Below are 21442 nucleotides of genomic sequence, written 5' to 3'. Positions count from 1 at the left end.
GAAAACTTACCATTTCAATAGATATAAATGTAGCAATGATGCAAGCTATATAGTATTCATCATGCTATATAAAAAGAAAGGAGGAAACCAAATGAAAATTATCAAAGTTAAGAGTAATGTAGTTAAGAAACCAGTTATCGTACCAAACAACTGTGGCGTGCATAAGAATCAAGCTACAACAATGTAAAGTAATAGTCTTTTATTGATACATTCTCAAACATGAGAGTATCATCGTCAAAGTTTTGATTACTATATTTATTTCCATGATTTTACAATAAGCTATTTATGGTGATAAATTAAAACAATAGTGAAATAAATAGACGATACAGTATGTATGGGTTTCATATAGTGCTTTTTACAAAATTTTATGTTGAGTTACTATATAGAGATTTTGAGTACTTATAAATTAATAGTAATGCAAAAGACACAATGAGTTATACGCTTACTATTTATTTAAATGGAAATCCAATCAAAAAGAAGACTTAGCAACTACTGATTAAGTAGTGACTAGGTCTTCTGATGTTTTGAAATGAATGTATTATTATAGATTTAAATTAATACAATGACAATTGGAGGTGCGAAAATGATATATGAATTTCCAGTAAATACATCAAAATACTATTTTGATGGCAATTCCTTGACGTTATATAAAGATTCATTTGAAAATGTTCAGGAAATGCCTAAATTTTACGAAATGGCAGATAGAACATTAGGGAAAGCACTATTTCTAACAACAATAAATTGTAATGGAAACTGTGCTTATTGTTATGAAAAAGGAGATTTTTTTGGAGAGGTAAGTCCTATTATGAGTGAGGAAGCTGCGGATAAAGCAGTTAAATACTTACAAGATAAATATGATAAAATATCTAAGGTTAGCTTTTTTGGTGGAGAACCCATTTTGAATTTTAAGATTATTAAACATATTGTGGAGCAACTTGAAGCTAATTTTATTATTGAAAATTATGATATTGTAACCAATGGTGCATTAATTGATGATGAAATGATTAGTTTTTTTGAAAAATATAAGTTTAATATAACAATAAGTGTTGATGGTCCGAGTTTCATTCATGATACACTTAGAGTAAATTGCCTACATCATAAAATAATTAGTGTTATAAACCGATTAAAAGAAACTGCAATTTCAGATAAGGTTAAACTTAATTGCACATTGACAAAATTTCATCTTGACAATATAAGTAGAGATGAACTTGCTACGTATTTTGAAAGCTTGGGAGTTGAATACTATATTTCTGAAGTAGCAACTGAAATAGATTGGCTTAAAATAAAAGATAATCAAGATGAAGAAAAAGATATTGAAAAGTATATTGATGAATCATATAGTAAGATTTATAAAAATGCACCAAATAAGAATATTAGTATCTTTGTAAAGGCAATAATTGAGTCGTTATTACATGGTATATGCTTTGATGACTTTTGCTGTGAGTTGAGTAAAGGATTTCTAGAAACCTTTGACACCGATGGGAATCGTCACCCATGTGTAAGTTTAATTAAATATGATATTAATGATCCATTGGTAAGGGAATGCAACAATAAAAACAATAAGGTATGCAATGAATGTTGGGCAAGAAATATATGTAGAGACTGTGTAGCACAGTATATTTCAGGTAAAGCAGAACGCCCATACTTAACAGGTACTTGCTATATGAAAGAACATTATGAGTATTCATTAAGAAAAATTGTAGAAATTCTTGAAGAATCAGAAGAAAGATTTCAACGCATAATTGACAATTATGAGCATTTTGCTTAATTTAGATTTAAATAATGAATTATAGGCTATAGAAATTTATTATAATCGTACATGTGACTATTAAGCACTAAAATATTTTAGGGGGATAATTAGATGTCAAAATTTAACTTGTTCACAAAAAAGACACTCGGGATACTTGATATCATTCGAATTCCTATTCATTACTGTCCCTTTTATTCTATTTCAATTGCAGTTGTTAGTTTTTTCAGTGGTGTAGTTCCAACACTTTCATTGCTAGCTGTTTCATATTTCATCAATTCTTCAATCAGATTTTTTACAGAAGGTTCAGGGGCAGCTCATATAAAGTTATCTGTATTGGCAATTGTTTTATGTTCACTGTATTCGAGTTTGTCTCCTTTATTATTAGAGTATCTTAATACTAAGCTTGAAAATAGTTTAAGAGAGAACTTTTTTATTTCTTTAATAGGAAGGGTTGCATCACTTAAATATGAATATTTTGAGGATGACCAGAGTTTAGATTTAATATCCAGGGTTTCTAGACAACCTGAAACTCAATGTGTTAAGTCTTATGGACAGGTTTTGGGAGCGTTTAGTCTAATACTTAAGATTCTAGGAATTATGGGTGTGCTTCTATTTAAGGTTGCGTGGGCGGCATTAGCAATTGCATTTATAGCAATACCAACATTCCGCATTGCGATAAGAGGAGGTAAGGAAAATTATGAAGCGAATCGAGAGTCTGAAAAACATATAAGAAAAGCTGGGTACCTATCAGAAATTTTAATAGGAAGAAATGCTGCTAAAGAAAGAACTCTTTTTAACTACTCGAAGAAGATTAATGATTCGTGGCATAAGCAATACGAAGTTGCTAGGAATCTCAAGTTTAAAGCCAGTTTAAAATGGTTAAAGGAGTCTGAAATTGGTGGAATTTTAACTTCCTTACTGATAGCGGTTATTATCTTAATTCTTGTGTTTCCACTGAAAAGAGGTTTATTGTCTATAGGACTATTTATTTCTATTGTTAATAGTACGATATCACTAATTCCAGATTTGGCTTGGCAATTGCCGGAGTATACTGAAGCAATAGCTCAATCCAAAGAATACTTAGAAGATTTTACGAGTCTATTGTCATTAAGGTATAAGAATGAGTACTTATGCGTTTCATCAGAGAATAGAGTTTTAGTGAATCGCATAGAATTTAGGAATGTAACATTTCGATATCCAGGAACTAAACGCGATGTTTTAAAGAACCTTAACCTTGTTATTGAAAGCGGAAAGCATTATGCTTTTGTTGGAGCTAATGGTTCAGGAAAGACAACAATCACTAAATTACTAACAGGATTGTATGAGGAATTTGAAGGAGATATTCTTATTAACAATATTTCAATCAAGATGTACAGCCAGGAGGAATTAAAATCCATGTTTGCTGTGGTATATCAAGATTTTGCAAAATACGAGATTTCTTTGAAGGATAATATTGCATTAGGAAATGTGAATGGTTATAGCATTCAACGTTTTCAAGAAGCAATTGAAGAAAGTGGATTAATTGAGTTAGTACAAGAACTACCTAGAGGCATTGATAGCTATATTGGAAGAATTATAAAAGATAGTCTTGATTTATCAGGAGGACAGTGGCAACGAATTGCAATGGCAAGAACACTGGTAAGTAACGCATCGTTAAGAATTTTAGATGAACCAACGGCAGCGCTAGATCCAGTAAGTGAGAGCCGGCTTTACGAGAACTTTGAAAAAATTAATCATGGGAAGACAACACTTCTCATTAGTCATAGATTAGCTTCAACGAAACTTGCAGACGTTATATATGTGATTGAAGACGGAGCTGTAAGCGAGCATGGTAATTTTAATGAACTAATGACGAAAAATGGTTCTTATGCAGAAATGTTTCATAGTCAGAGGAGGTGGTATGAGAATGAAAACTAATAAAAAATCTTCCTTCCTTACAATTGTTCAGGCCTTTCGGAAAGTAGTTGGTGCCTGTCCAATGTACTTCCTATTTATTTGCATTATTGACTTGCTATTGGGTTTAACACTTGCCCTTAATACTGTAGCACTTGACCGCTTTTTTAACGTTATTGGTAAATATATTACTGGTGAAGCAATGTTAGCAAGAATAATTGGTTCTTTTATATTACTTCTTCTTTGCATTTTAGCGAACCCAGTATTGAATGGAATAAGTACAGTTTTTGGTTTGGATTATGAGCGTAAAGTTACAGGAAAACTTGAAAAATTGTTTAATCAGAAATGTGCCATGCAGCAAACAGCTTGTTTTGAGGACACTTCTTTTTTAGATGATATCAATAAGGCTCATGAAGGTGTAAAAAATAGTGTATCACTTATAACAGGAATTGTGGATACTACACTTATCTACATACCATACTTTATGATTATAGGTATTTACCTTTATAGGTTAAAACCAAATTTAGTTATAATTATTTTTCTATTTTCTCTCCCTGTTATGCTTTCTCAAATGTTTAAAAGTAGATTATATGCTCGACTTGAAGATAAGGCTGCACCGTTACGTAGAGAGTGCGAGCATTATGAGGAATGCATCATTGGAAAAGAAAAATTGAAAGAAACAAGATTACTAGGAGCATATAATTTCTTTATTAAGAGATATAAGAATAAATTAGAAACACTGAATGACGAAATTATTAATACTCAAGTTAAATCAATAAGAATTGAGCTGTTATTTAAAATTTCGGCATTATTGGGACATATACTTACACTTTTATTGCTTATTAAGTATCTTTTTGACGGTTCTATTTCAGTAGGAAATTTTGGTGCTGTTTTAGCTTCAACTGGAATGATTATGAGTATGCTAGAACAGATGATTTGCTACATAATAGGAAACGCAATGAAACGGATTGGTACTGTTGATAACTATCTTAAGTTTATGAATATAAAAGAACAAGAAGAAAAGAAAATCAACTATGAAAAAGCTCCACAAATTGAGCTTAAGGATGTTTCCTTTAGCTATCCAGGAAGTAAGCTAGAGGCTATCTCAAATGTGTCTATTAAATTTGAGAGTGGCGAAATCGTAGCAATTGTAGGAGAAAATGGTGCTGGAAAAAGCACATTAACAAATCTAATTTCAGGAATTTACTTGCCCAATAAAGGTGGCGTATATTTTAATGATCAAGATACAAAATCATTAGACCATAAAAGCTTGATGAAAAATATATCTAGTATATTCCAAAATTTCCAACGATATAAGATGACATTACAGGATAATATTATTATAAGTGATACATCAACCACTGTGATAAATCAATGTGTTGAGAACTCATTAAAAGAAGCTGATTTAAATGTGAATTCCAAAGTATTTCCACAAGGTATGAACACAATGCTTTCACGAGATTTTGATGGGGTGGACCTTTCAGGAGGGTATTGGCAAAGAGTAGCCATCGCAAGAGGTTTTTATAAGCAGCATAATATGATTCTTCTTGATGAACCTACTGCTGCCATTGATCCAATAGAAGAATCTAAGTTATATATGAAATTTATCGAGTTCTCAAGAGGAAAAACATCTTTCATTGTTACGCACCGACTGGCTCTAACTAAGATGGCAGATAAAATAGTTGTTATGGACAAAGGTAAAGTTGTTCAGATAGGAACTCACAAAGAATTAATTAGTATAAATGGAAAGTATCAAGAATTGTATAATTCCCAAAGTAAGTGGTATGTAGAAAGCTAATCGTAATTAATAGCAATATCACAAGTGTTTTATTGCTTAGATGAAACTGGTATAGAATTCTCCCTTTGATTTTATTTTAGGATATATCCAACAAAGGAGAAAACTTGCCATTTCAATAGATAAAGATGTAACAATAATGTAGGTTATAGGGTATGCAACTTGCTACATCAAAAAGAAAGGAGGGAACAAGATGAAAATCATTAAAGTTAAGAGTAACGTTGTTAAGAAGCCAGTTATAATGCCAAGCTCATGTGGAGTACACAAACAGCAAGTTTCAACAAAGTAAAGTTGTAGCTATGTTAACAAGGAAACACATTTAGAACCTTGAGAAATCAGGGTTCTTTTTAATTGCAAAAAGTTATAAGTTTCCAAAGACATAGTAAGGAAACAATGAAAGTGATATAATAAAGCGAATGAGTATGACTTTTGAAGAAGAATACGTGAAAAAGTATAACAAGAAGAATTAAGATTGAATCTTTAAGAAGATAAATTAGAGGAGGATACATAATGAAAATTTCAAAAGAAGATGCGTTGATGTGGTTTGAGTTTTTTGCCATGCTACCAGAGGATGAGGAGCTTATGACAAAACAACAGGAAATCATATACGCTACCTTTGCACAAATAGAGGAGTCAATTGATCATAGGAATAATATCTTAATGTCAGAAATTAAAGACTTAAAAACTCTTGGGAATAGAACTTATTTCGTGGGAAATGAAAGAAAGTTTGCAATGGGATGCCGTTCTTGTCTTATGGGAACTGGCTTAAGTGCAATTAGAAAAACAAACAAATGTAACATAGAGTGTAAATTCTGCTATAACTATGGAGAATTAGAGGATCAGCCTCCTATAGGTGAAGGTATGTGGGAAATCGGAGGTACAAAGTTTTATGAGAAGGATATAGATTTACTTCTTTCCATCCATAAGAAGCCTACTGGGGTATGCTATGTTTATTTAGAGCCTTTTATGGAAATTGAAAAGTACTATCCTGTTATAAAGAAGTTTAATGAGGCAGGGGTTCATCAACATTTATATACCAATGGTACTTTAGCTACAGAAGAAACCTTGAAGGCTTTAGCAGAAGCTGGCCTTGATGAGATAAGATTCAACCTAGGGGCAACTAGTTGTGCAGATAAAGTTATAAAAAATATTGGACTTGCTAAAAAATATATTAAAAATGTAGGTATTGAAACTCCAATGACTCCTGAGTTTTTTGAAGGATTTTTTGAGAAAAAAGAAGCAATTTTAGACACAAATCTGGATTTTATAAATTGTGCAGAGCTACATTTAAATGAGAATAACATACACAATTATGAAGGCGAAAACATGTATATTTCCAGACATGGTTATATATCTCCAACTTGGAGCAGAGAATTAACTCTTAAATTCATGAAAATAGCTGAAGAGGAAAACTGGGATTTAGCAGTTCATGATTGCTCAAATCATACAAAATTTGCGAGAAATTTAAACTTGAGTAGCAAAGAAGGTAAGTGGTTCGGAGCTAGTAGCTATGGCTGTGAGTTTTCAAGGATACCATACGAAGTATTTCTACCAATACTGAAGGATGATAACTTCAAATTTTTATGTGAAGAAGAACTGCCTGAGGGCTATAAAGTAGGAGAGCTGTTTTTTTAATTAGATGAATGGAATTTATTAAAATTATATCAATGGTTTCAAGCCCTAGAGTGTAATTATGCACACTCTAGGGCTTTTGTGGGTGGAAATATATTTATAACATTGGTTGATGGTATTCAGTTTTCAATGGTATGGAAAGATTATTATCGACAGTGAAATTTTTCAAATAAAAAATAAATTGACTTAAATAGACTACTGTGCTAAAGTGATTTTGTAAATTATAAATTACAAAATAGTTTAATATTTAAGTTTTCTAGGGTTCCGCAGTTTATAACTGGCAGGTCCGAGAGAAAACGCACAGTTAATTGTGTACACGGAAGGATAAAAGCCTGGGAGATATTTTAATAATATCACTTATGGCTTTTTTATTTTTATTTCTTTTAAATAAGTCATGAGATATTATTATACTAATCTAACTACTAATTAAAGGAGGATTTCTAATGAAAAAGTTTGTCATTGAAAATGAATTTTGGAGCCTATTTCCAAGTGTAAAAATCGGAGTAATTGTTTGTTATGGTATAGATAATACTATAAAGGATAAAGAGGCATATAAAAAAATGATTTTAAATTCAGAGAAGGAAGCCTTAAAGTATTTGCAGAACGAAGAATTTAGCAGTAACGAAGTTATAAAAGTATGGAGAGAGGCATTTAAAAAGTTTAAAACAAAGAAGGGTGCAAGGTCATCTATTGAGGCGTTACTAAAGAGAGTGCATAATGGAAATCAATTAGGAACTATTAATCCACTTGTTGATATTTATAACTCTGTTTCATTAAGATATGCACTTCCTTGTGGTGGTGAGGATATAGATACATTTGTTGGGGATATAAGATTAACTAAGGCTGTTGGAAATGAAAGTTTTGTAGTATTAGGAACGGATAAAAGTGAACCACCATATGAAGGTGAAATAGTATATAAAGATAATGAGGGAGCAATTTGTAGGTGCTGGAATTGGCGTGAGTCAGTAAGAACCATGCTTACTGAAAATACAAAGAATGCTTTTTTGTGTATTGAATTAATTGATGAAAAAAGAACAGAAGAGTTCGAAAATGCTTTAAAAGATTTAGAGAAAACAGTACAAGATAATTTAGGAGGAACATGTAAGGTCTCAATTCTTGATATTAACAATAAAGAAGTAACAATACTTTAATTTGAGGAGGATAAGTTAATGAGTGGTTTCAGTTATAAAGATATTTATAGCGAAGATGGAAAAAGAGTATTGGAAGTGAACATACTTCCAGAAAAACATTGTAACTTTGATTGTATATTTTGTCCTATTGGAAGATCGCAAAACAAGGTAGACACCCAGAAGTCTTTTGATGAAATGGATAGTTCATTAAAAGAACTGGAAAGCATGATAGAAAAAACTAAAGCTGAGTTAGTTTTTATTAATTCAAAAGGAGAAGCTTTAGTGAATGAAAATATTATTGATATAATTAATATTATTAAAGGTAAAGGGTTGCCAGTGAAGCTATTATCAAACGGTTATATTCTAAACTTGCCAGAATTTAAAGAGATTGCAAATATGTGCGAGGAAGTTATTGGTGAGATAAAGGTTGCTTCAAATGAAGATTTCCAAAAAATCCAAAGGCCAATTGAAGGATATACCTTTGAGAATCATATTTCAAATATGAAAGCTTTTAGAGAGCAGTATAAAGGTAAATTTATATTAGAAGTAACTATTCTAAAGGGCTATAACGATGATGAAGAATCCATACAGAAACTAAAAAGTGTTATTAAAGAAATATCTCCTAACAAGGTAATTATTGAAAGATTAGAAGATGAAAAATTTAAGAAAAAACTTGGTATACCTGATGAAAGATTTGAGGAAATTTCAAATTCATTACTAAATATTTAGTAATGCTCAGATTTAATATAAATAATAAATATTTTAAGAGAATCCTAAATGTAAAAAGGATTCTCTTAATTTTTAATAAGTATTAAAAATCAGTAAGAATATTATGGATTAAGTTGTGTCATTAATTCTTAAAATATGTACAGTTATAGTAAATAATGGTATTATATTATGAAGAGTTGTACATATAAAGTTACTAATTCATACGAAAAAGGAGTAAATATAATGAGCGATGGATGGAATATAATAAAGAACAATAATGATATTGAGCATTTATTAAATGAATATTGTGGCTTTCATGATTCTTGTATCTGTAAAGTTGACTATATAAGTGGTGCAAGCGTTAATGAAGAAAGAACAATGACAGGTTGTAGTGCTGAAACTTCAAAATTGAAGGTTAATTTTCAAAGCCAAATGGTATTGAAAACTCTTCAGTTACAGTTTATTGGTTTGCGTCGTTTGAATTTAATAGGATATGAAAAAAACTATTTTAGTGATATTACATCATGTTATTTATCTATGCATGAGGGATATATACTTTGGGCTAATAATGATTGGTTTGATCCAGAAGCTCCTTGTGAAAATAAACTTTTAAATGAACCTATGGATACATTTATTGTAGCAGGTAAGCTGCAATGGAGATTTATAGATGACAACAAAAAAAGGTTAGAAGAGTAGGTAAAAGAAAGAGTATGGGGTGGAAATGTTTTTTCTGATTCGGAATTACAAAACTTAAAGTATCCACCTCTGAAAGATTTTTAGAAAACTTTTTATATAAAAGGAGGAAATGATGTTTTTTAATAATATAGAAACAGAAAGATTAGTTCTTAAAAACATATCCAGTGATGACAGAGATTTCATATTTAGTGAATTTTCAGATGACGTAGTTAATAGGTATCTATTTGATGCAGAGCCATTAACTGATGTTGAAGGTGCAGATGAAATTATTAATTTTTATACACAGCAGGAACCACGATTACAGAATCGTTGGGTTATAATAAGAAAATTAGATGAGATTAAAATGGGTACATGTGGGTTTCATTGTTGGAATCACAGAGAGTATAAAGTGGAAATTGGTTATGATCTTAAAGAAGAATTTTGGGGAAATGGGTATATGCAAGAAGCAATTAAAGAAATTATCGCATTCGCCATAAGAAATATGAATATAAAAGAGATAAGTGCATGCATTTATATTGACAATAAAAGGTCAATTAGTCTTGTTGAAAATCTTGGATTTGTTTTATCTGGTTCAACATATGAATTATTTAGAGATAAAAAATATTTGCATAATATATATTCCCTTTATCTAACCAATTTAGCATAATCTATCTACGGCGTAATGGTGTTGGCCAAGCTTTAAAAATTAATCTTCCAGACAAAACATAACAAAAAAAGTCGGGAATAACTGCTTGAAAAGCAATATGATATAAATGTAGACAGGAGTGATGAGTATGGGATGGATTGAATGTATTGGGGAAGCTATTAGTTACATCGAGGAAAATATCACCGAGGAACTTACAATAGAGGAAATTGCAACACAGGCTTTGGTGTCACCTTTTTATTTCCAAAAAGGATTTGCAATGCTTTGTGGTTTTACGGTTGGAGAGTATATTAGACAACGTAGGCTCACTCTTGCCGGCAGTGAGCTTGTTTCTACTGATGAGAAAATTATTGATATTGCAGTGAAATATGGCTATAACTCACCAGATAGTTTCACAAAAGCCTTCACTCGTTTCCATGGTGTCACACCTACTGCAGTTCGAAAAGACGGAGCAATGATTAAATCTTTTGGGACCTTAAAAATCAAATTTTCATTGGAAGGCGGTTATATTATGGATTACAAAATTGTTGAAAAAGATTCATTTACAGTTATGGGAGTATCAAAGGTATTTAAATATGATAGTGCAACTAGAGAAATTCCACAGTTCTGGACAGAGCATTATCAAACAGGAAAGGGTAAAGTTGTGTGCGGAATGTACGGTGTATGCATTGATGAGAGTATGGGTTCAGATGAATTTGAATATTTGATTGCCGATAATTATATTCCATCCACAGTAACTCCAGAGGGTTTTATTACAAAGATTATTCCTAAACACACTTGGGCTATTTTTGCCTGTAAGGGTGCAATGCCAAAATCATTGCAAGATGTAAACCAAAAAATCTTCTCAGAATGGCTACCTAACTGTAAAGATTATGAAATTGCAGCTGGTTATAACATTGAAATGTATACAAATATAGCTGATTATCCAAAGGGTAATCAGGATGAAAATTATTACAGTGAAATTTGGATTCCTGTTAAGAAAAAATAATTAAAAGGTAAAAAGCCAATGCTTAGTGTTATTAAGTATTGGTTTTTTATGTAATTAGCAAATGTTAATGTGATATACTAAAAGAACACATATAATATAAATATTAAGCATATCTTTAAAGAAATATTTTTTCAAGAATATTGACAAACTTATGGCCAAATTAAAAGATGATATAATATAAAGGAGAAGATAAGAAATGTTTAGTTATAAAATATTAGATAAAACAAGTATTGAAACACTTCATAAAACGTTTTCAGATGCATTTTCTGATTATCAGGTTAAGATGGATTTACCTATCTGGAAGTTTAAGCAAATGCTTCAAAGAAGAGGTTATGTCTCCGAAATGTCCATAGGTGCATTTAAAAGTGAAATGTTAGTAGGATTCGTTTTAAATGGATTTAGAAATTGGAATGGAAAATCAACAGTATATGATCTTGGGACAGGCGTTACAGTTGAATATAGAAGACAAGGTATCACAAGCAATATGCTTTTAAATATCAAAAAAGAGCTTAAAGAAAAGCAAGTAGAGCAATATTTGCTTGAAGTAATTAAATCTAATACATCTGCGGTTGAACTATATAAAAAACAAGGCTTCGAGATTCAAAGAGAGTTCCAATGTTTTCATCTAGATAAAAATAAATATAATCCAATAACAACCTATAAGGTTGAACATGTTGACAAAATTAACTTAAGACAATTAACAGGATTTTGGGATTTTGAGCCATCTTGGCAGAATTCTATTGATTCTATAAGTGCTATACCAGAAGAATTTCAATATTCTATTGTGCGTTTTGATAACAAAATTGTTGGCTATGGCATTATTGATAAGAAAACAGGAGATATTCCACAAATAGCAGTGAATAAGGATTATAGAGGTGAAGGAATTGCAAGAAGTATAATTACAGATATGATAAAAAATACAGATCCACATAAAATTAGCGTTCTTAACGTAGATGATCAATCTGAATCTACTAAAAACTTTTTACTCCAATTAGGGTTTGAATATAGTGTTAGTCAGTATGAAATGCTTTTGAAGATATGATTTTATTGATCTGACATAACATAGGCTGGCTACTCAACTCGGGTAATATATTGTGGTATTATAGCATGCGTATATTGAAAAATAAGTAGGTTATAGAAATATATATTATGGGGATTTTAAGCATGCATACAACTGATGTTATAGGCAATTGAGTAGAGTTGATGACTAATAAGTTTAACATGTACTTTGGTTTATATATGGATGAAAAAGGAGTCATTTAGATATATAGAGCTATAAGAAATAGAGGAGTGAAAAAATATGAAAAGAACAATGCTAAAGAGTTCAGTAATTATGAAATTAAAAGAAAAGATTGAATTAGGAAACACTGAAGCTATACAAGTGTTTTGGAATAACATAGAGAAAGGTAATGCTCCATTAATAGAGAAGATAGATGGTGATTCGGAAAATAGTTTAGTTACTTTTGTTTATAAGGGCAATGGAGATATTGAAAATATAGTTCTTATATTACCAATAGGGAGAGATAACTTAGAGGAAAATAAAATGGAGAGACTTTTAGATACAGATATATGGTATGCAAGCTATGAAATTAATAGCAAATTACGCTTTCAATACTCTTTTTCTGTTAATGATTCTCTTGATGTTAATTGTGAAAAGAGATGGAATAACTTAGAATATGATAAGTTAAATAAAAATATATTAGTTTTTAAAGGTGAAAATGATGATGAAGATGAAGTAGATTCATATGTAGTAATGCCAAATGCAGAGGAAGAATTTTGGGTTAAAGAAAGAAATGATACTCATAAAGGAATCATACATGAACACGAGTTTTATAGTGAAAATATAGAAGGTAGTCGTAGAGTTACTATTTATACACCTTATGGTTATGATGAAGATGATAAACCTTATAAGTTTTTAGTTCTAACTGACGCGGAGGAGTACATTAATATTCTTTCAGCTAGAAATGTAATAGATAATGTAATAGCAGATAAAAAAAATGAACCTATAGTTGCAATATTTATTGGCTCTATAGGAATGAGAGATAAAGAATTAAGTTGTGATGATGCCTTTGGAGATATGATTGTTAAAGAACTACTTCCATGGATTAGAAATAATTATAATATTTCTGGTCAAGCTGATGAAGCTATAATTGGAGGATTAAGTTTAGGTGGATTGACGGCATCATATTTAGGATTAAAACATTCCGAAGTTTTTGGAAATGTACTTTCTCAATCAGGTTCCTATTGGTACAAACCAAAAGATCATGATGGTCATGAACTAGATTGTTGGATAAGTACTAAATTTAAGACAATAGAAAAGTTACCACTTAAGTTTTATTTAAATGTAGGGGTTCTAGAACATAAAGAAGGTATGATTGGTACAAATAATATATTAAAAGATGTTTTAATAGAAAAGGGATATGATGTCTATTTTGAGTACTTCAATAGTGGACATGATTACTTATCATGGGGTGAAACATTGGCTAATGGATTAATTTCATTAATAGGAGAAACTTGCTATTAAATATATGGCTAAATAGTATATTCTGAGTATGATTTCCAAAACTAACATATAATGTTTACAAATATTTCAATTAGGTGTATAATTTTCATATGTAACAGTGTAATTTTGAAAGGTGGAGTGCCATTCGGTCAAATTAGTACTATGTAATCAAAAAGTATAATTTGGCACGGAGAAGTAAGATAGAATCATTTATTAAAATAGAGTGGTAAAACTGTTTGATGTGACAGTTTATTTGGTGAACCATTTTATTAGTATATGATTTTATTTTACTCTCTAGGCAATTGAACTATCTTTTTATGATAGAAGTCGTAGAGTAAAATCTACGGCTTTTTATTTTATTTAAATTATACTGTTACATTTATATTTTATATGAAAAAATTAATTTAAGAAGGAGATATTATTATGAAAAGGCCATATGTAAACTTAAAAAGTGAAAATAAAATTAATGATTTTATGTTAGAATTACAAAATAGTATAAAAAAGCTTAAATCTTTGGAAGGAGTAATTGGAATAACCCTAAATGGAGGGATGTCTCGAGGTTATGTAGATTATCTATCTGAAATTGACATAGTTATTTATTTAGATAAAGAAAATTATGAACTATGGAATAATGGAAAATCACCTATACCAATTGGGATTACAATGGCTCAAAAATATCTTTACGATATAAAGATATTAAATTTGGAGGAAGAAAAACAGAAATCTTGGGATAGTATTGCTTTATGGGATTTATCTTACGCAAAAATTTTATATGATCCCAATGGAGAAATAAAAAAATTTGTAAGAGATAAACTTATAAATAAACCAGAACCATTACAAGCTGAAGGATTACTTTTTGATTGTTGGTGGTATTTTAGATTAGCAGGTGATATATGGATTCATAGGGGGGATACAGTGCAAGGTCATTATATGATTAATAATGCTGTCACTAAGTTAGTAGAAGCTCTATTTATAGTAAATGGTGAATACATTCCACATGAAAAATGGATTATTCATTTTAGTAGAACTCTTTCTTGGACACCAACACAATGGGAAACAAGAATTCTTGAAGTAATGAGTACAGGAGATTTATCATTAGAAAGTTTAATTAATAGGCAAAGTGTTATTGAAAAGTTATGGGAAGAAATAGATTTATATATTGTTGAAAAAGAGTGTCCACATTTTAAGCTTAGAGTTATGCAAAAAAGCTTTTATGACTTACTTAAACTGCTATTTGAAAATGATTTTGTAACAGTTGAGGAATGGAGTGAAAATGCCAGTTTATCCTTTTTATCAGGAGAACCTTTTTTTAGTTTTGTAACTATTAAAAATGGAAAAATAATTGTTGATAAAGAAAAAGCTTTTTCAATAAAACCCGAGGATTTATATTATTGGCATTATGAAATTTTAGAAAAAGTATTATTAGAAATATAAGGTTTATTAATAAGTGGTATATTAGTAGAGTGATTAAGAGAAGAAAAATGCTCTTTTTTATTCGCAATGAAGGTCAAGAAATAGAATTCTTTATGATATATACTTTAGATATTGGAGGTGGAAGAATGAGTGAGGCTGAAACTATTATGGCGGTACAACGTATGCAAGAGTACATTGATGTTAATATTTTAAGAAAGATTACGTTAAAAGAACTAGCTGTTGTGGCAGGATATTCACCATGGCATGCTGCAAAACTTTTCAAAGAAGTTACTGGTAAGGCACCATTTGACTATATTCGTGCATTAAGGCTTACTAAAGCTGCGTTAATACTACGTGATAGTAATGAAAAGATTATAGATGTAGCCATGGATTTTGTCTTTGACTCACACGAGGGATTTACAAGAGCATTTTCAAAGGAATTTGGGATGCCGCCAAGAAAATATAGTCAATGTACACCACCAATAAAACTATTTATGCCTCAGAAAGTTTTCGATACCTACCGAGCATTTCATAAAGGAGGAAAAAAGATGAGTGATAACAATAACACCAAATCTGTATTTGTACAGGTTATTCAGCGTCCTTCACGAAAAGTTTTGTTAAGGCGAGGGAAAAAAGCAACGGGTTATTTTGAATATTGTGAGGAGGTAGGGTGTGATGTATGGTCAGTACTTACAAGTGTAAAAGAAGCCATATATGAGCCAATTGGAATGTGGCTTCCAAAACATCTTATTAAAGAAGGAACATCACAATATGTGCAAGGTGTAGAAGTTCCCATTGACTACACAAATGATATTCCTAATGGGTATGAACTTATAGAATTGCCACCTTGCAAATTAATGATTTTTCAAGGTGAATCCTATAATGATGATGATTTTATGGATGCAATCTATGAAGTGTGGAATCATATTGAAAAATTTGATCCTACTGTTTACGGATATCAGTGGGCACCAGAAACTGCACCAAGATTTCAGCTTGCACCAATGGGGTACAGAGGATATATTGAAGCACGTCCTATTAAATCAATAAACTAAATACTGGATACAAAATCTATTTTAAAGGCACTAAGATAAAATCTTGGTGCTTTCTTTGTATGCATATTTGTTTATGGATATGGAAAAACAATCTACAGACATTCAGAAAATATGTGATGTGATATAATAGAATAAAGTTTAAAAGTTACTATATATGGAATATATAGTATGAGAAATATTATACTGCGAAAAATATTTAGATATTGATCAAGGGAGAATTAAGTATGAAATATAACAAGTATTGGGAATTCGAAGGTGAAATTACAACTCTTTATAACCAGAAAAAATACAGAGAAGCCTTAAATTTATTAGAATATGCATCAGAATATCTTCCTAAACAGGAATTTGATAAGTATTTATTTGAAATAATGATTTTAAAAGCTGAATTTTATTCTCATGAGGAAATGTATGAAGAGTCTATTAATGTGATATCATATCTTCTTAATGAAGGATGGGCATGTGATAAGGAGATTTTTGATGAAGTTCATTTAAAAGCAGATATCAGGTATGTTGATCTTAAGAATAAAAATGATTCATTATTAGCAAAGGCTAGAGAAAAGGCTAGATTTAAATATGCTGTCCATCTACCGATTAATTACATTGAAGGAAAGAGGTATCCATTATTTATTACATTACATGGTGATCCTGGAAACATAGGTGAATTTAGTGAATACTGGAAGCTTGATGAATTTTTAAAGAAAGGTTTTATTGTTGTATATGTTCAATCTTCACAATTATATCGTCATAATGGTTTCAGTTGGACAATGAATCCACTTATTTCAAGAAATGATATCAAAGAATGTTATAATTTAATATTACAAGAATATTCCATTGATGAGGAGTGGGTAATAATTGGAGGATTCTCAGGGGGAGCAATAACAGCCTTAGACATTACATTTGCTAATGTGATTCCTATAAAAGGGTTTATTGCAATAGGTCCAGATTTTACAGAATCATTTACCAAGGTGAATGTTAAGCTTGCAGCTGAAAGAGGGGTTAGGGGCATATTTATGGAAGGAGAAATTATAATGCCATTGGAAGAGCAAGAAGAAATGATTAAAGTATTTGAAGAAGTTGATCTTCCCTATGAATTCTATGTAAATAAAGGTATAGGACATGCTATTCCACAAGATTTATCCGATAAATTAAATAAGGCATTAAGTTTTATATGTAATTGTTAATATTAAGTGTGCTACTTATTGTACTATAATCCTTTTGGTATTAGCACTATATACAAGCAATATTGTTAACCTTATAAAAATTATTTTAACTATACCACTTCTGTAATAAAAAACAATTTAAAAATCTAACTTTCATTAGGATGAAATCATAGTGATAGTAGTGCATAGCTGATAATAAAATATTATAATAAAGTAAAAGATAAATATGACTAGTTCTCTATATAAATATTTACATAGGGAAATAGGTTTATAGAAAACTATTTATATAGTTAACTAGGGATATATTTAACTATAAAACTATATAACTAGTAAACTAGTTGTTCTGGTCATGCGGGTTTGAGGGCTTTCGTTAACTTTGTGGATGTAATAAATAGGCAGGGTTATAGTGAAAATTAGATGGTTATAAAGGTTATGATAGACAAAATAAAAAATACAAATATTATAGTGTTATGATAAGGGTGATTATAATGGTTTATTTAAGTGTTTTTACATTTCCAAATGATGATATAGAATTTGATTTTTTACTAGAGGAAAAAAGAACGTGCTACGACTCCTTTTATCCATTTAAGATATTATCAAAACATAGTTTTGAAAGAATTGATTTTGAACCAGTTACGATTTTATATGGTGGAAATGGTTCGGGAAAATCAACGGCATTAAATGTGATAGCAGAAAAAACAGGGATCAATCGAGATTCTATCTATAATAAATCTAATTTTTATCCTGACTATGTCAATATGTGTGAGATGCAACTTGAAGATGACATCCCTAAAAATAGCAGAATTATAACAAGTGATGATGTATTTGATTATATGTTGAATATCCGAAACCTTAACGAAGGAATTGATCAAAAACGGGAAAAACTTTTTGAAGAATACTTAGATGCAAAATATTCTCATTTCCAAATGAAGTCTATAGAAGAATATGAGCAACTAAAAAAAGTAAATACTGCTAGGAGTAAAACCCAGTCAAAGTTTGTGAGAAATGAAGTTATGGATAATGTAAGGGAGTATTCAAATGGAGAAAGTGCATCTCGATATTTTATTGAAAAAATTGGAGAAAATGGATTATACATATTGGATGAGCCTGAAAACAGCCTTTCTCCCAAACGTCAGATGGAATTAATGAAATTTATCGAGGACTCTGCACGGTTTTTAGGATGTCAATTTATTATATCAACACATTCACCTTTTCTCCTTGCTATGGGTGGAGCAAAAATATATGATCTTGATGAAAATCCAGTTGATGTGAAAAAGTGGACGGAATTAGAAAATGTGCGTTCATATTACGAATTTTTCAAAAGATATGAAAAGGAGTTTTGACGATGTAGGAGAGTAGATAGATGATTAGTATTCTATAGCCAATTTAATAAAAGGAAGGATTTCATAGTAAAAATCAGGGTGATTACGAAAATTTATGGTAGACAGAAGAAAGAAAAGTTAGTGACGTCTAATAACTAATAGGAATTGCTTTTCAATTCTAGAACAGGATAATAAAAAATATCCCGCAATAAGAAGCGGGATAAATTCTATTAGAAAATCATATTTGGTTTTTATGGCAATTAGACAAAATAAGTTTATCTTTTGCTCTATTTATGATATTTTCCTGTACACTCTACCATATCAAGCTCAATCACAGCTGTACCCTTAATCATTTTATCAGGAAGCTCTTTTCCAGCAAACTGTGGAGTGTACTTTTCAACTAGCTTATTCAACACTTCATGTTTATAATCCAAGTCCTCAAGCAGTGAAGCGTTTCCAACAATTACAACGCTATTGTACTCTGCCTCGGTGTCACAGGCATTCTCGATATTGTCAGTCAAGAGACCAAACAATTCATCAACCTCAAAGCATACTTTGGGGTTTCTATTTATATTATCGATTTTTTGTCCCTTTGGTAGACCATGCATATAAATTTTGTTATTGTAATAAATAAAGTGCATGGCAACCACATATGGATAACCATCCTCATTGATAGTAGCGAATCGTCCGGTATCCGCACGATGAAGGAGCTCATCAATCTGCTCCAACGTTAACTGAAACTTCTTCATTCTATATTGCATAACTTAATTATCCTCCTAATCATGTAAACTTGATTTCTATTCAAGATATATATGTACTTGATATAGAATTAAACATATTATAGCATGGAAGTGAACCTATTAAAAGTTACACTTATATGATATAATATAGGATACACTTTGGTATAAGGATGGTTATAATTATATGATTTATATTCAAGAGAATTCAAATGATCCAATGTATCTTCAAATTTATAATCAGGTTAAAAAAGATATTGAACAAGGAAATATTGAACATGGAGAACGGCTTCCAGGTATTCGTACACTAGCCCAAACATTAGGTATTGCACGCAATACTGTCAGTCAGGCTTATACCCAGCTTGCAGTGGAGGGATATATTCAAGCAAGACATGGGTCAGGATTTTTTGTTATGGATACTTCAAGTGAATTTACAGAGAAAAATTATGTTCCGCAGAATATAAAAGCCTTATCTACCCAAAAATCAGAGCTGAAGAAACCTGTGATTCTATATGATTTTCAGTACGGTACACTTCCTTATGAGCAATTTCCTTTCAAGCTATGGCGAAAATACACATCTCAAGTTCTCTTATCATCGCAAAAGGAAGTAGTTAATCATTATCCAGATAAACAGGGTGATCTGTTGTTAAGAGAAGAAATCAGAAAACACCTGTACAAATCAAGAGGTATGATTTGTAGTAAGGAACAAATTATCATTGGTAGTGGGCTACAATATTCCTTAAATATTTTGTGCACTCTTCTGCGTAAAGAAAATAACACCATTGCAATGGAGGAACCAGGATATAATGGAGCAAGGGATGTATTTATAAACAACAATTATAATGTGCATGCAATCCCAGCTAGTAAAGATGGACTTATCCTTTCATCAATTTGCTGCTCTAACGCATGTGCTGCTTATGTAACACCTTCCCATCAATTTCCTTATGGAACTGTAATGTCAATTGTGCAGCGTAAGGAGCTCCTTAATTGGGCAAATGTTAACGATGCTTACATCATTGAGGATGATTATGACAGTGAACTCAGATATGATGCCAATCCAGTGCCAGCACTTCACTCTTTAGATGCCGAAGATCGTACTATTTATATCGGAACTTTTTCAAAGTCTCTTTCCCCTTCTCTGAGGGTGAACTATATGGTGTTGCCAGTACGCTTGCTAAAGAGGTATCATAGTTTATTCTGTTCTCATAGTTCTCCTGTATCATGGTTAACGCAACGTGTTTTAGCTGAATATATGAGAGAGGGAAATTATGAGCGTCATATTCGAAAAATGTGCATCGCCTACAAAAGGTGTCATGATATATTTATACAGGAAGCGACGAAAATGTTTGGCAAAAAAGTAATATTACATGGTCGTGGAGCAGGGGTGCATTTCGTTTTGGAGTTTCCGGGTGGTGAAGAACAAGATTGGCTTATTAAACAGGCAGAAAAAGTCGGAGTCAAAGTATATTCTATGATTCCATTTTGGAATGACAGGAATGAATATCCCCGAAACATTATATTTGTAGGATACAGCTTACTGAGTGAACAACAGATACGAGAAGGTATCGCATTGCTACACTCTGCATGGTTCAATACATTAACATAATGAAAATTCAATGGTGAAACTTCGGAAGACATGATAGGTAAATAAATGTATACTAAATATATAATATGGCAAGGATGTTATCCATAAACAAATAGAAAAAGAAATTGAGGATTTTTTTGATAAAAGATGGATAAAAATGCTTTTGATTAATTATATTGACATAATAATAAACCAATGCTATCCTTATAAAGAATTTAAAAATATAATATAGTATCTTATCAAGAGAGGCAGAGGGACTGGCCCTATGAAGCCCGGCAACCAAAGGTAGTTATTTTAAACTTTATGGTGCTAAATCCAGCAGGATTAACCTGGAAGATAAGAATTGGAAGAACATAACTTCTTGCATTATCTTTTAGGTAAGGCAAGAAGTTTTTTATTTTCAGATGCCTAAGATCACTAAGTCTTATACAAAAA

Annotated in this window: 17 protein-coding genes and 2 riboswitches; of the genes, 16 read left to right on the top strand and 1 reads right to left on the bottom strand. The window is 31.0% G+C overall.

Annotated elements, in window-relative coordinates; all coding sequences use genetic code 11:
* Positions 1–583: 583 nt before the first annotated feature.
* The 15 genes from B2P65_RS09805 to B2P65_RS09735 all read left to right on the top strand — a co-directional run bounded on the left by B2P65_RS09805 (position 584) and on the right by B2P65_RS09735 (position 18706).
* On the top strand, positions 584–1768 hold the full coding sequence (locus tag B2P65_RS09805; RefSeq protein ID WP_346880074.1) for a radical SAM protein: 1185 nt from the start codon (positions 584–586) through the stop codon (positions 1766–1768).
* A gap of 93 nt (positions 1769–1861) precedes the next feature.
* Entirely contained in the window at positions 1862–3667 is a 1806-nt protein-coding gene (locus tag B2P65_RS09800; protein ID WP_346880073.1) for an ABC transporter ATP-binding protein, read from the top strand.
* Positions 3657–5441: an ABC transporter ATP-binding protein gene (locus B2P65_RS09795; RefSeq protein WP_346880072.1), complete on the top strand. Its 1785-nt coding sequence runs from the start codon at positions 3657–3659 to the stop codon at positions 5439–5441. Before B2P65_RS09800 ends, B2P65_RS09795 begins: the two co-directional genes overlap by 11 nt.
* 507 nt (positions 5442–5948) lie before the next feature.
* On the top strand, positions 5949–7073 hold the full coding sequence (locus B2P65_RS09790) for a radical SAM protein (RefSeq protein WP_346880071.1): 1125 nt from the start codon (positions 5949–5951) through the stop codon (positions 7071–7073).
* 242 nt (positions 7074–7315) lie between these two features.
* Positions 7316–7411, top strand: a riboswitch (guanidine-I (ykkC/yxkD leader).
* Between the two features lie 102 nt (positions 7412–7513).
* The gene (locus tag B2P65_RS09785; RefSeq protein WP_312654261.1) at positions 7514–8221 is read left to right on the top strand and encodes a B3/4 domain-containing protein; all 708 of its coding nucleotides are present in this window, start codon (positions 7514–7516) and stop codon (positions 8219–8221) included.
* An 18-nt stretch (positions 8222–8239) separates the two neighbouring features.
* Positions 8240–8929: a radical SAM protein gene (locus B2P65_RS09780; protein WP_346846382.1), complete on the top strand. Its 690-nt coding sequence runs from the start codon at positions 8240–8242 to the stop codon at positions 8927–8929.
* 222 nt (positions 8930–9151) lie between these two features.
* Complete coding sequence (locus tag B2P65_RS09775; RefSeq protein ID WP_346880070.1) at positions 9152–9604, top strand: hypothetical protein; 453 nt, start codon at positions 9152–9154, stop codon at positions 9602–9604.
* A 112-nt stretch (positions 9605–9716) separates the two neighbouring features.
* Complete coding sequence (locus tag B2P65_RS09770) at positions 9717–10250, top strand: GNAT family N-acetyltransferase (RefSeq protein ID WP_346880069.1); 534 nt, start codon at positions 9717–9719, stop codon at positions 10248–10250.
* A gap of 127 nt (positions 10251–10377) precedes the next feature.
* Complete coding sequence (locus tag B2P65_RS09765; protein WP_346877054.1) at positions 10378–11235, top strand: AraC family transcriptional regulator; 858 nt, start codon at positions 10378–10380, stop codon at positions 11233–11235.
* A 196-nt stretch (positions 11236–11431) separates the two neighbouring features.
* Positions 11432–12277, top strand: coding sequence for a GNAT family N-acetyltransferase (locus B2P65_RS09760; RefSeq protein WP_346877053.1), 846 nt, complete (start codon positions 11432–11434; stop codon positions 12275–12277).
* A gap of 258 nt (positions 12278–12535) precedes the next feature.
* Positions 12536–13759 (top strand): alpha/beta hydrolase-fold protein, encoded by a 1224-nt coding sequence (locus B2P65_RS09755; protein ID WP_346880068.1) that lies wholly within the window; start codon positions 12536–12538, stop codon positions 13757–13759.
* Positions 13760–14161: 402 nt separating this feature from the next.
* Positions 14162–15172 (top strand): DUF4037 domain-containing protein, encoded by a 1011-nt coding sequence (locus tag B2P65_RS09750; RefSeq protein WP_346880067.1) that lies wholly within the window; start codon positions 14162–14164, stop codon positions 15170–15172.
* A gap of 125 nt (positions 15173–15297) precedes the next feature.
* Positions 15298–16203 carry an AraC family transcriptional regulator gene (locus tag B2P65_RS09745; protein ID WP_346880066.1) on the top strand — a complete coding sequence of 302 codons (906 nt, stop codon included), beginning with the start codon at positions 15298–15300 and terminating at the stop codon, positions 16201–16203.
* 224 nt (positions 16204–16427) lie between these two features.
* The gene (locus B2P65_RS09740) at positions 16428–17384 is read left to right on the top strand and encodes a hypothetical protein (RefSeq protein ID WP_346880065.1); all 957 of its coding nucleotides are present in this window, start codon (positions 16428–16430) and stop codon (positions 17382–17384) included.
* A 467-nt stretch (positions 17385–17851) separates the two neighbouring features.
* Positions 17852–18706, top strand: coding sequence for an AAA family ATPase (locus B2P65_RS09735; protein WP_346880064.1), 855 nt, complete (start codon positions 17852–17854; stop codon positions 18704–18706).
* 266 nt (positions 18707–18972) lie between these two features.
* On the opposite strand, the gene B2P65_RS09730 is transcribed toward B2P65_RS09735, so the two are convergent.
* Positions 18973–19446, bottom strand: coding sequence for a pyridoxamine 5'-phosphate oxidase family protein (locus B2P65_RS09730; protein ID WP_346846385.1), 474 nt, complete (start codon positions 19444–19446; stop codon positions 18973–18975).
* Positions 19447–19609: 163 nt separating this feature from the next.
* Between B2P65_RS09730 and B2P65_RS09725 the strand changes: the two genes are divergently transcribed.
* Complete coding sequence (locus B2P65_RS09725; RefSeq protein ID WP_346846386.1) at positions 19610–21028, top strand: PLP-dependent aminotransferase family protein; 1419 nt, start codon at positions 19610–19612, stop codon at positions 21026–21028.
* A 212-nt stretch (positions 21029–21240) separates the two neighbouring features.
* Positions 21241–21350, top strand: a riboswitch (SAM riboswitch).
* The last annotated feature ends 92 nt before the right edge of the window (positions 21351–21442 follow it).

The sequence above is a fragment of the Clostridium sp. UBA3061 genome, assembly GCF_002367465.1.
GTDB classification, from domain to species: Bacteria; Bacillota; Clostridia; order Clostridiales; family Clostridiaceae; genus Clostridium_J; species Clostridium_J sulfidigenes.
The sequence above is the reverse complement of the archived record's forward strand: the minus strand, read 5'-3'. Positions and strand labels throughout refer to the sequence as shown.

Bases quoted from the DNA above. Each gene is read 5' to 3' on its own strand.
- B2P65_RS09805 (WP_346880074.1), top strand. From the start codon at position 584: ATGATATATGAATTTCCAGTAAATACATCAAAATACTATTTTGATGGC.
- B2P65_RS09800 (WP_346880073.1), top strand. From the start codon at position 1,862: ATGTCAAAATTTAACTTGTTCACAAAAAAGACACTCGGGATACTTGAT.
- B2P65_RS09795 (WP_346880072.1), top strand. From the start codon at position 3,657: ATGAAAACTAATAAAAAATCTTCCTTCCTTACAATTGTTCAGGCCTTT.
- B2P65_RS09790 (WP_346880071.1), top strand. From the start codon at position 5,949: ATGAAAATTTCAAAAGAAGATGCGTTGATGTGGTTTGAGTTTTTTGCC.
- B2P65_RS09785 (WP_312654261.1), top strand. From the start codon at position 7,514: ATGAAAAAGTTTGTCATTGAAAATGAATTTTGGAGCCTATTTCCAAGT.
- B2P65_RS09780 (WP_346846382.1), top strand. From the start codon at position 8,240: ATGAGTGGTTTCAGTTATAAAGATATTTATAGCGAAGATGGAAAAAGA.
- B2P65_RS09775 (WP_346880070.1), top strand. From the start codon at position 9,152: ATGAGCGATGGATGGAATATAATAAAGAACAATAATGATATTGAGCAT.
- B2P65_RS09770 (WP_346880069.1), top strand. From the start codon at position 9,717: ATGTTTTTTAATAATATAGAAACAGAAAGATTAGTTCTTAAAAACATA.
- B2P65_RS09765 (WP_346877054.1), top strand. From the start codon at position 10,378: ATGGGATGGATTGAATGTATTGGGGAAGCTATTAGTTACATCGAGGAA.
- B2P65_RS09760 (WP_346877053.1), top strand. From the start codon at position 11,432: ATGTTTAGTTATAAAATATTAGATAAAACAAGTATTGAAACACTTCAT.
- B2P65_RS09755 (WP_346880068.1), top strand. From the start codon at position 12,536: ATGAAAAGAACAATGCTAAAGAGTTCAGTAATTATGAAATTAAAAGAA.
- B2P65_RS09750 (WP_346880067.1), top strand. From the start codon at position 14,162: ATGAAAAGGCCATATGTAAACTTAAAAAGTGAAAATAAAATTAATGAT.
- B2P65_RS09745 (WP_346880066.1), top strand. From the start codon at position 15,298: ATGAGTGAGGCTGAAACTATTATGGCGGTACAACGTATGCAAGAGTAC.
- B2P65_RS09740 (WP_346880065.1), top strand. From the start codon at position 16,428: ATGAAATATAACAAGTATTGGGAATTCGAAGGTGAAATTACAACTCTT.
- B2P65_RS09735 (WP_346880064.1), top strand. From the start codon at position 17,852: ATGGTTTATTTAAGTGTTTTTACATTTCCAAATGATGATATAGAATTT.
- B2P65_RS09730 (WP_346846385.1), bottom strand. From the start codon at position 19,446: ATGCAATATAGAATGAAGAAGTTTCAGTTAACGTTGGAGCAGATTGAT.
- B2P65_RS09725 (WP_346846386.1), top strand. From the start codon at position 19,610: ATGATTTATATTCAAGAGAATTCAAATGATCCAATGTATCTTCAAATT.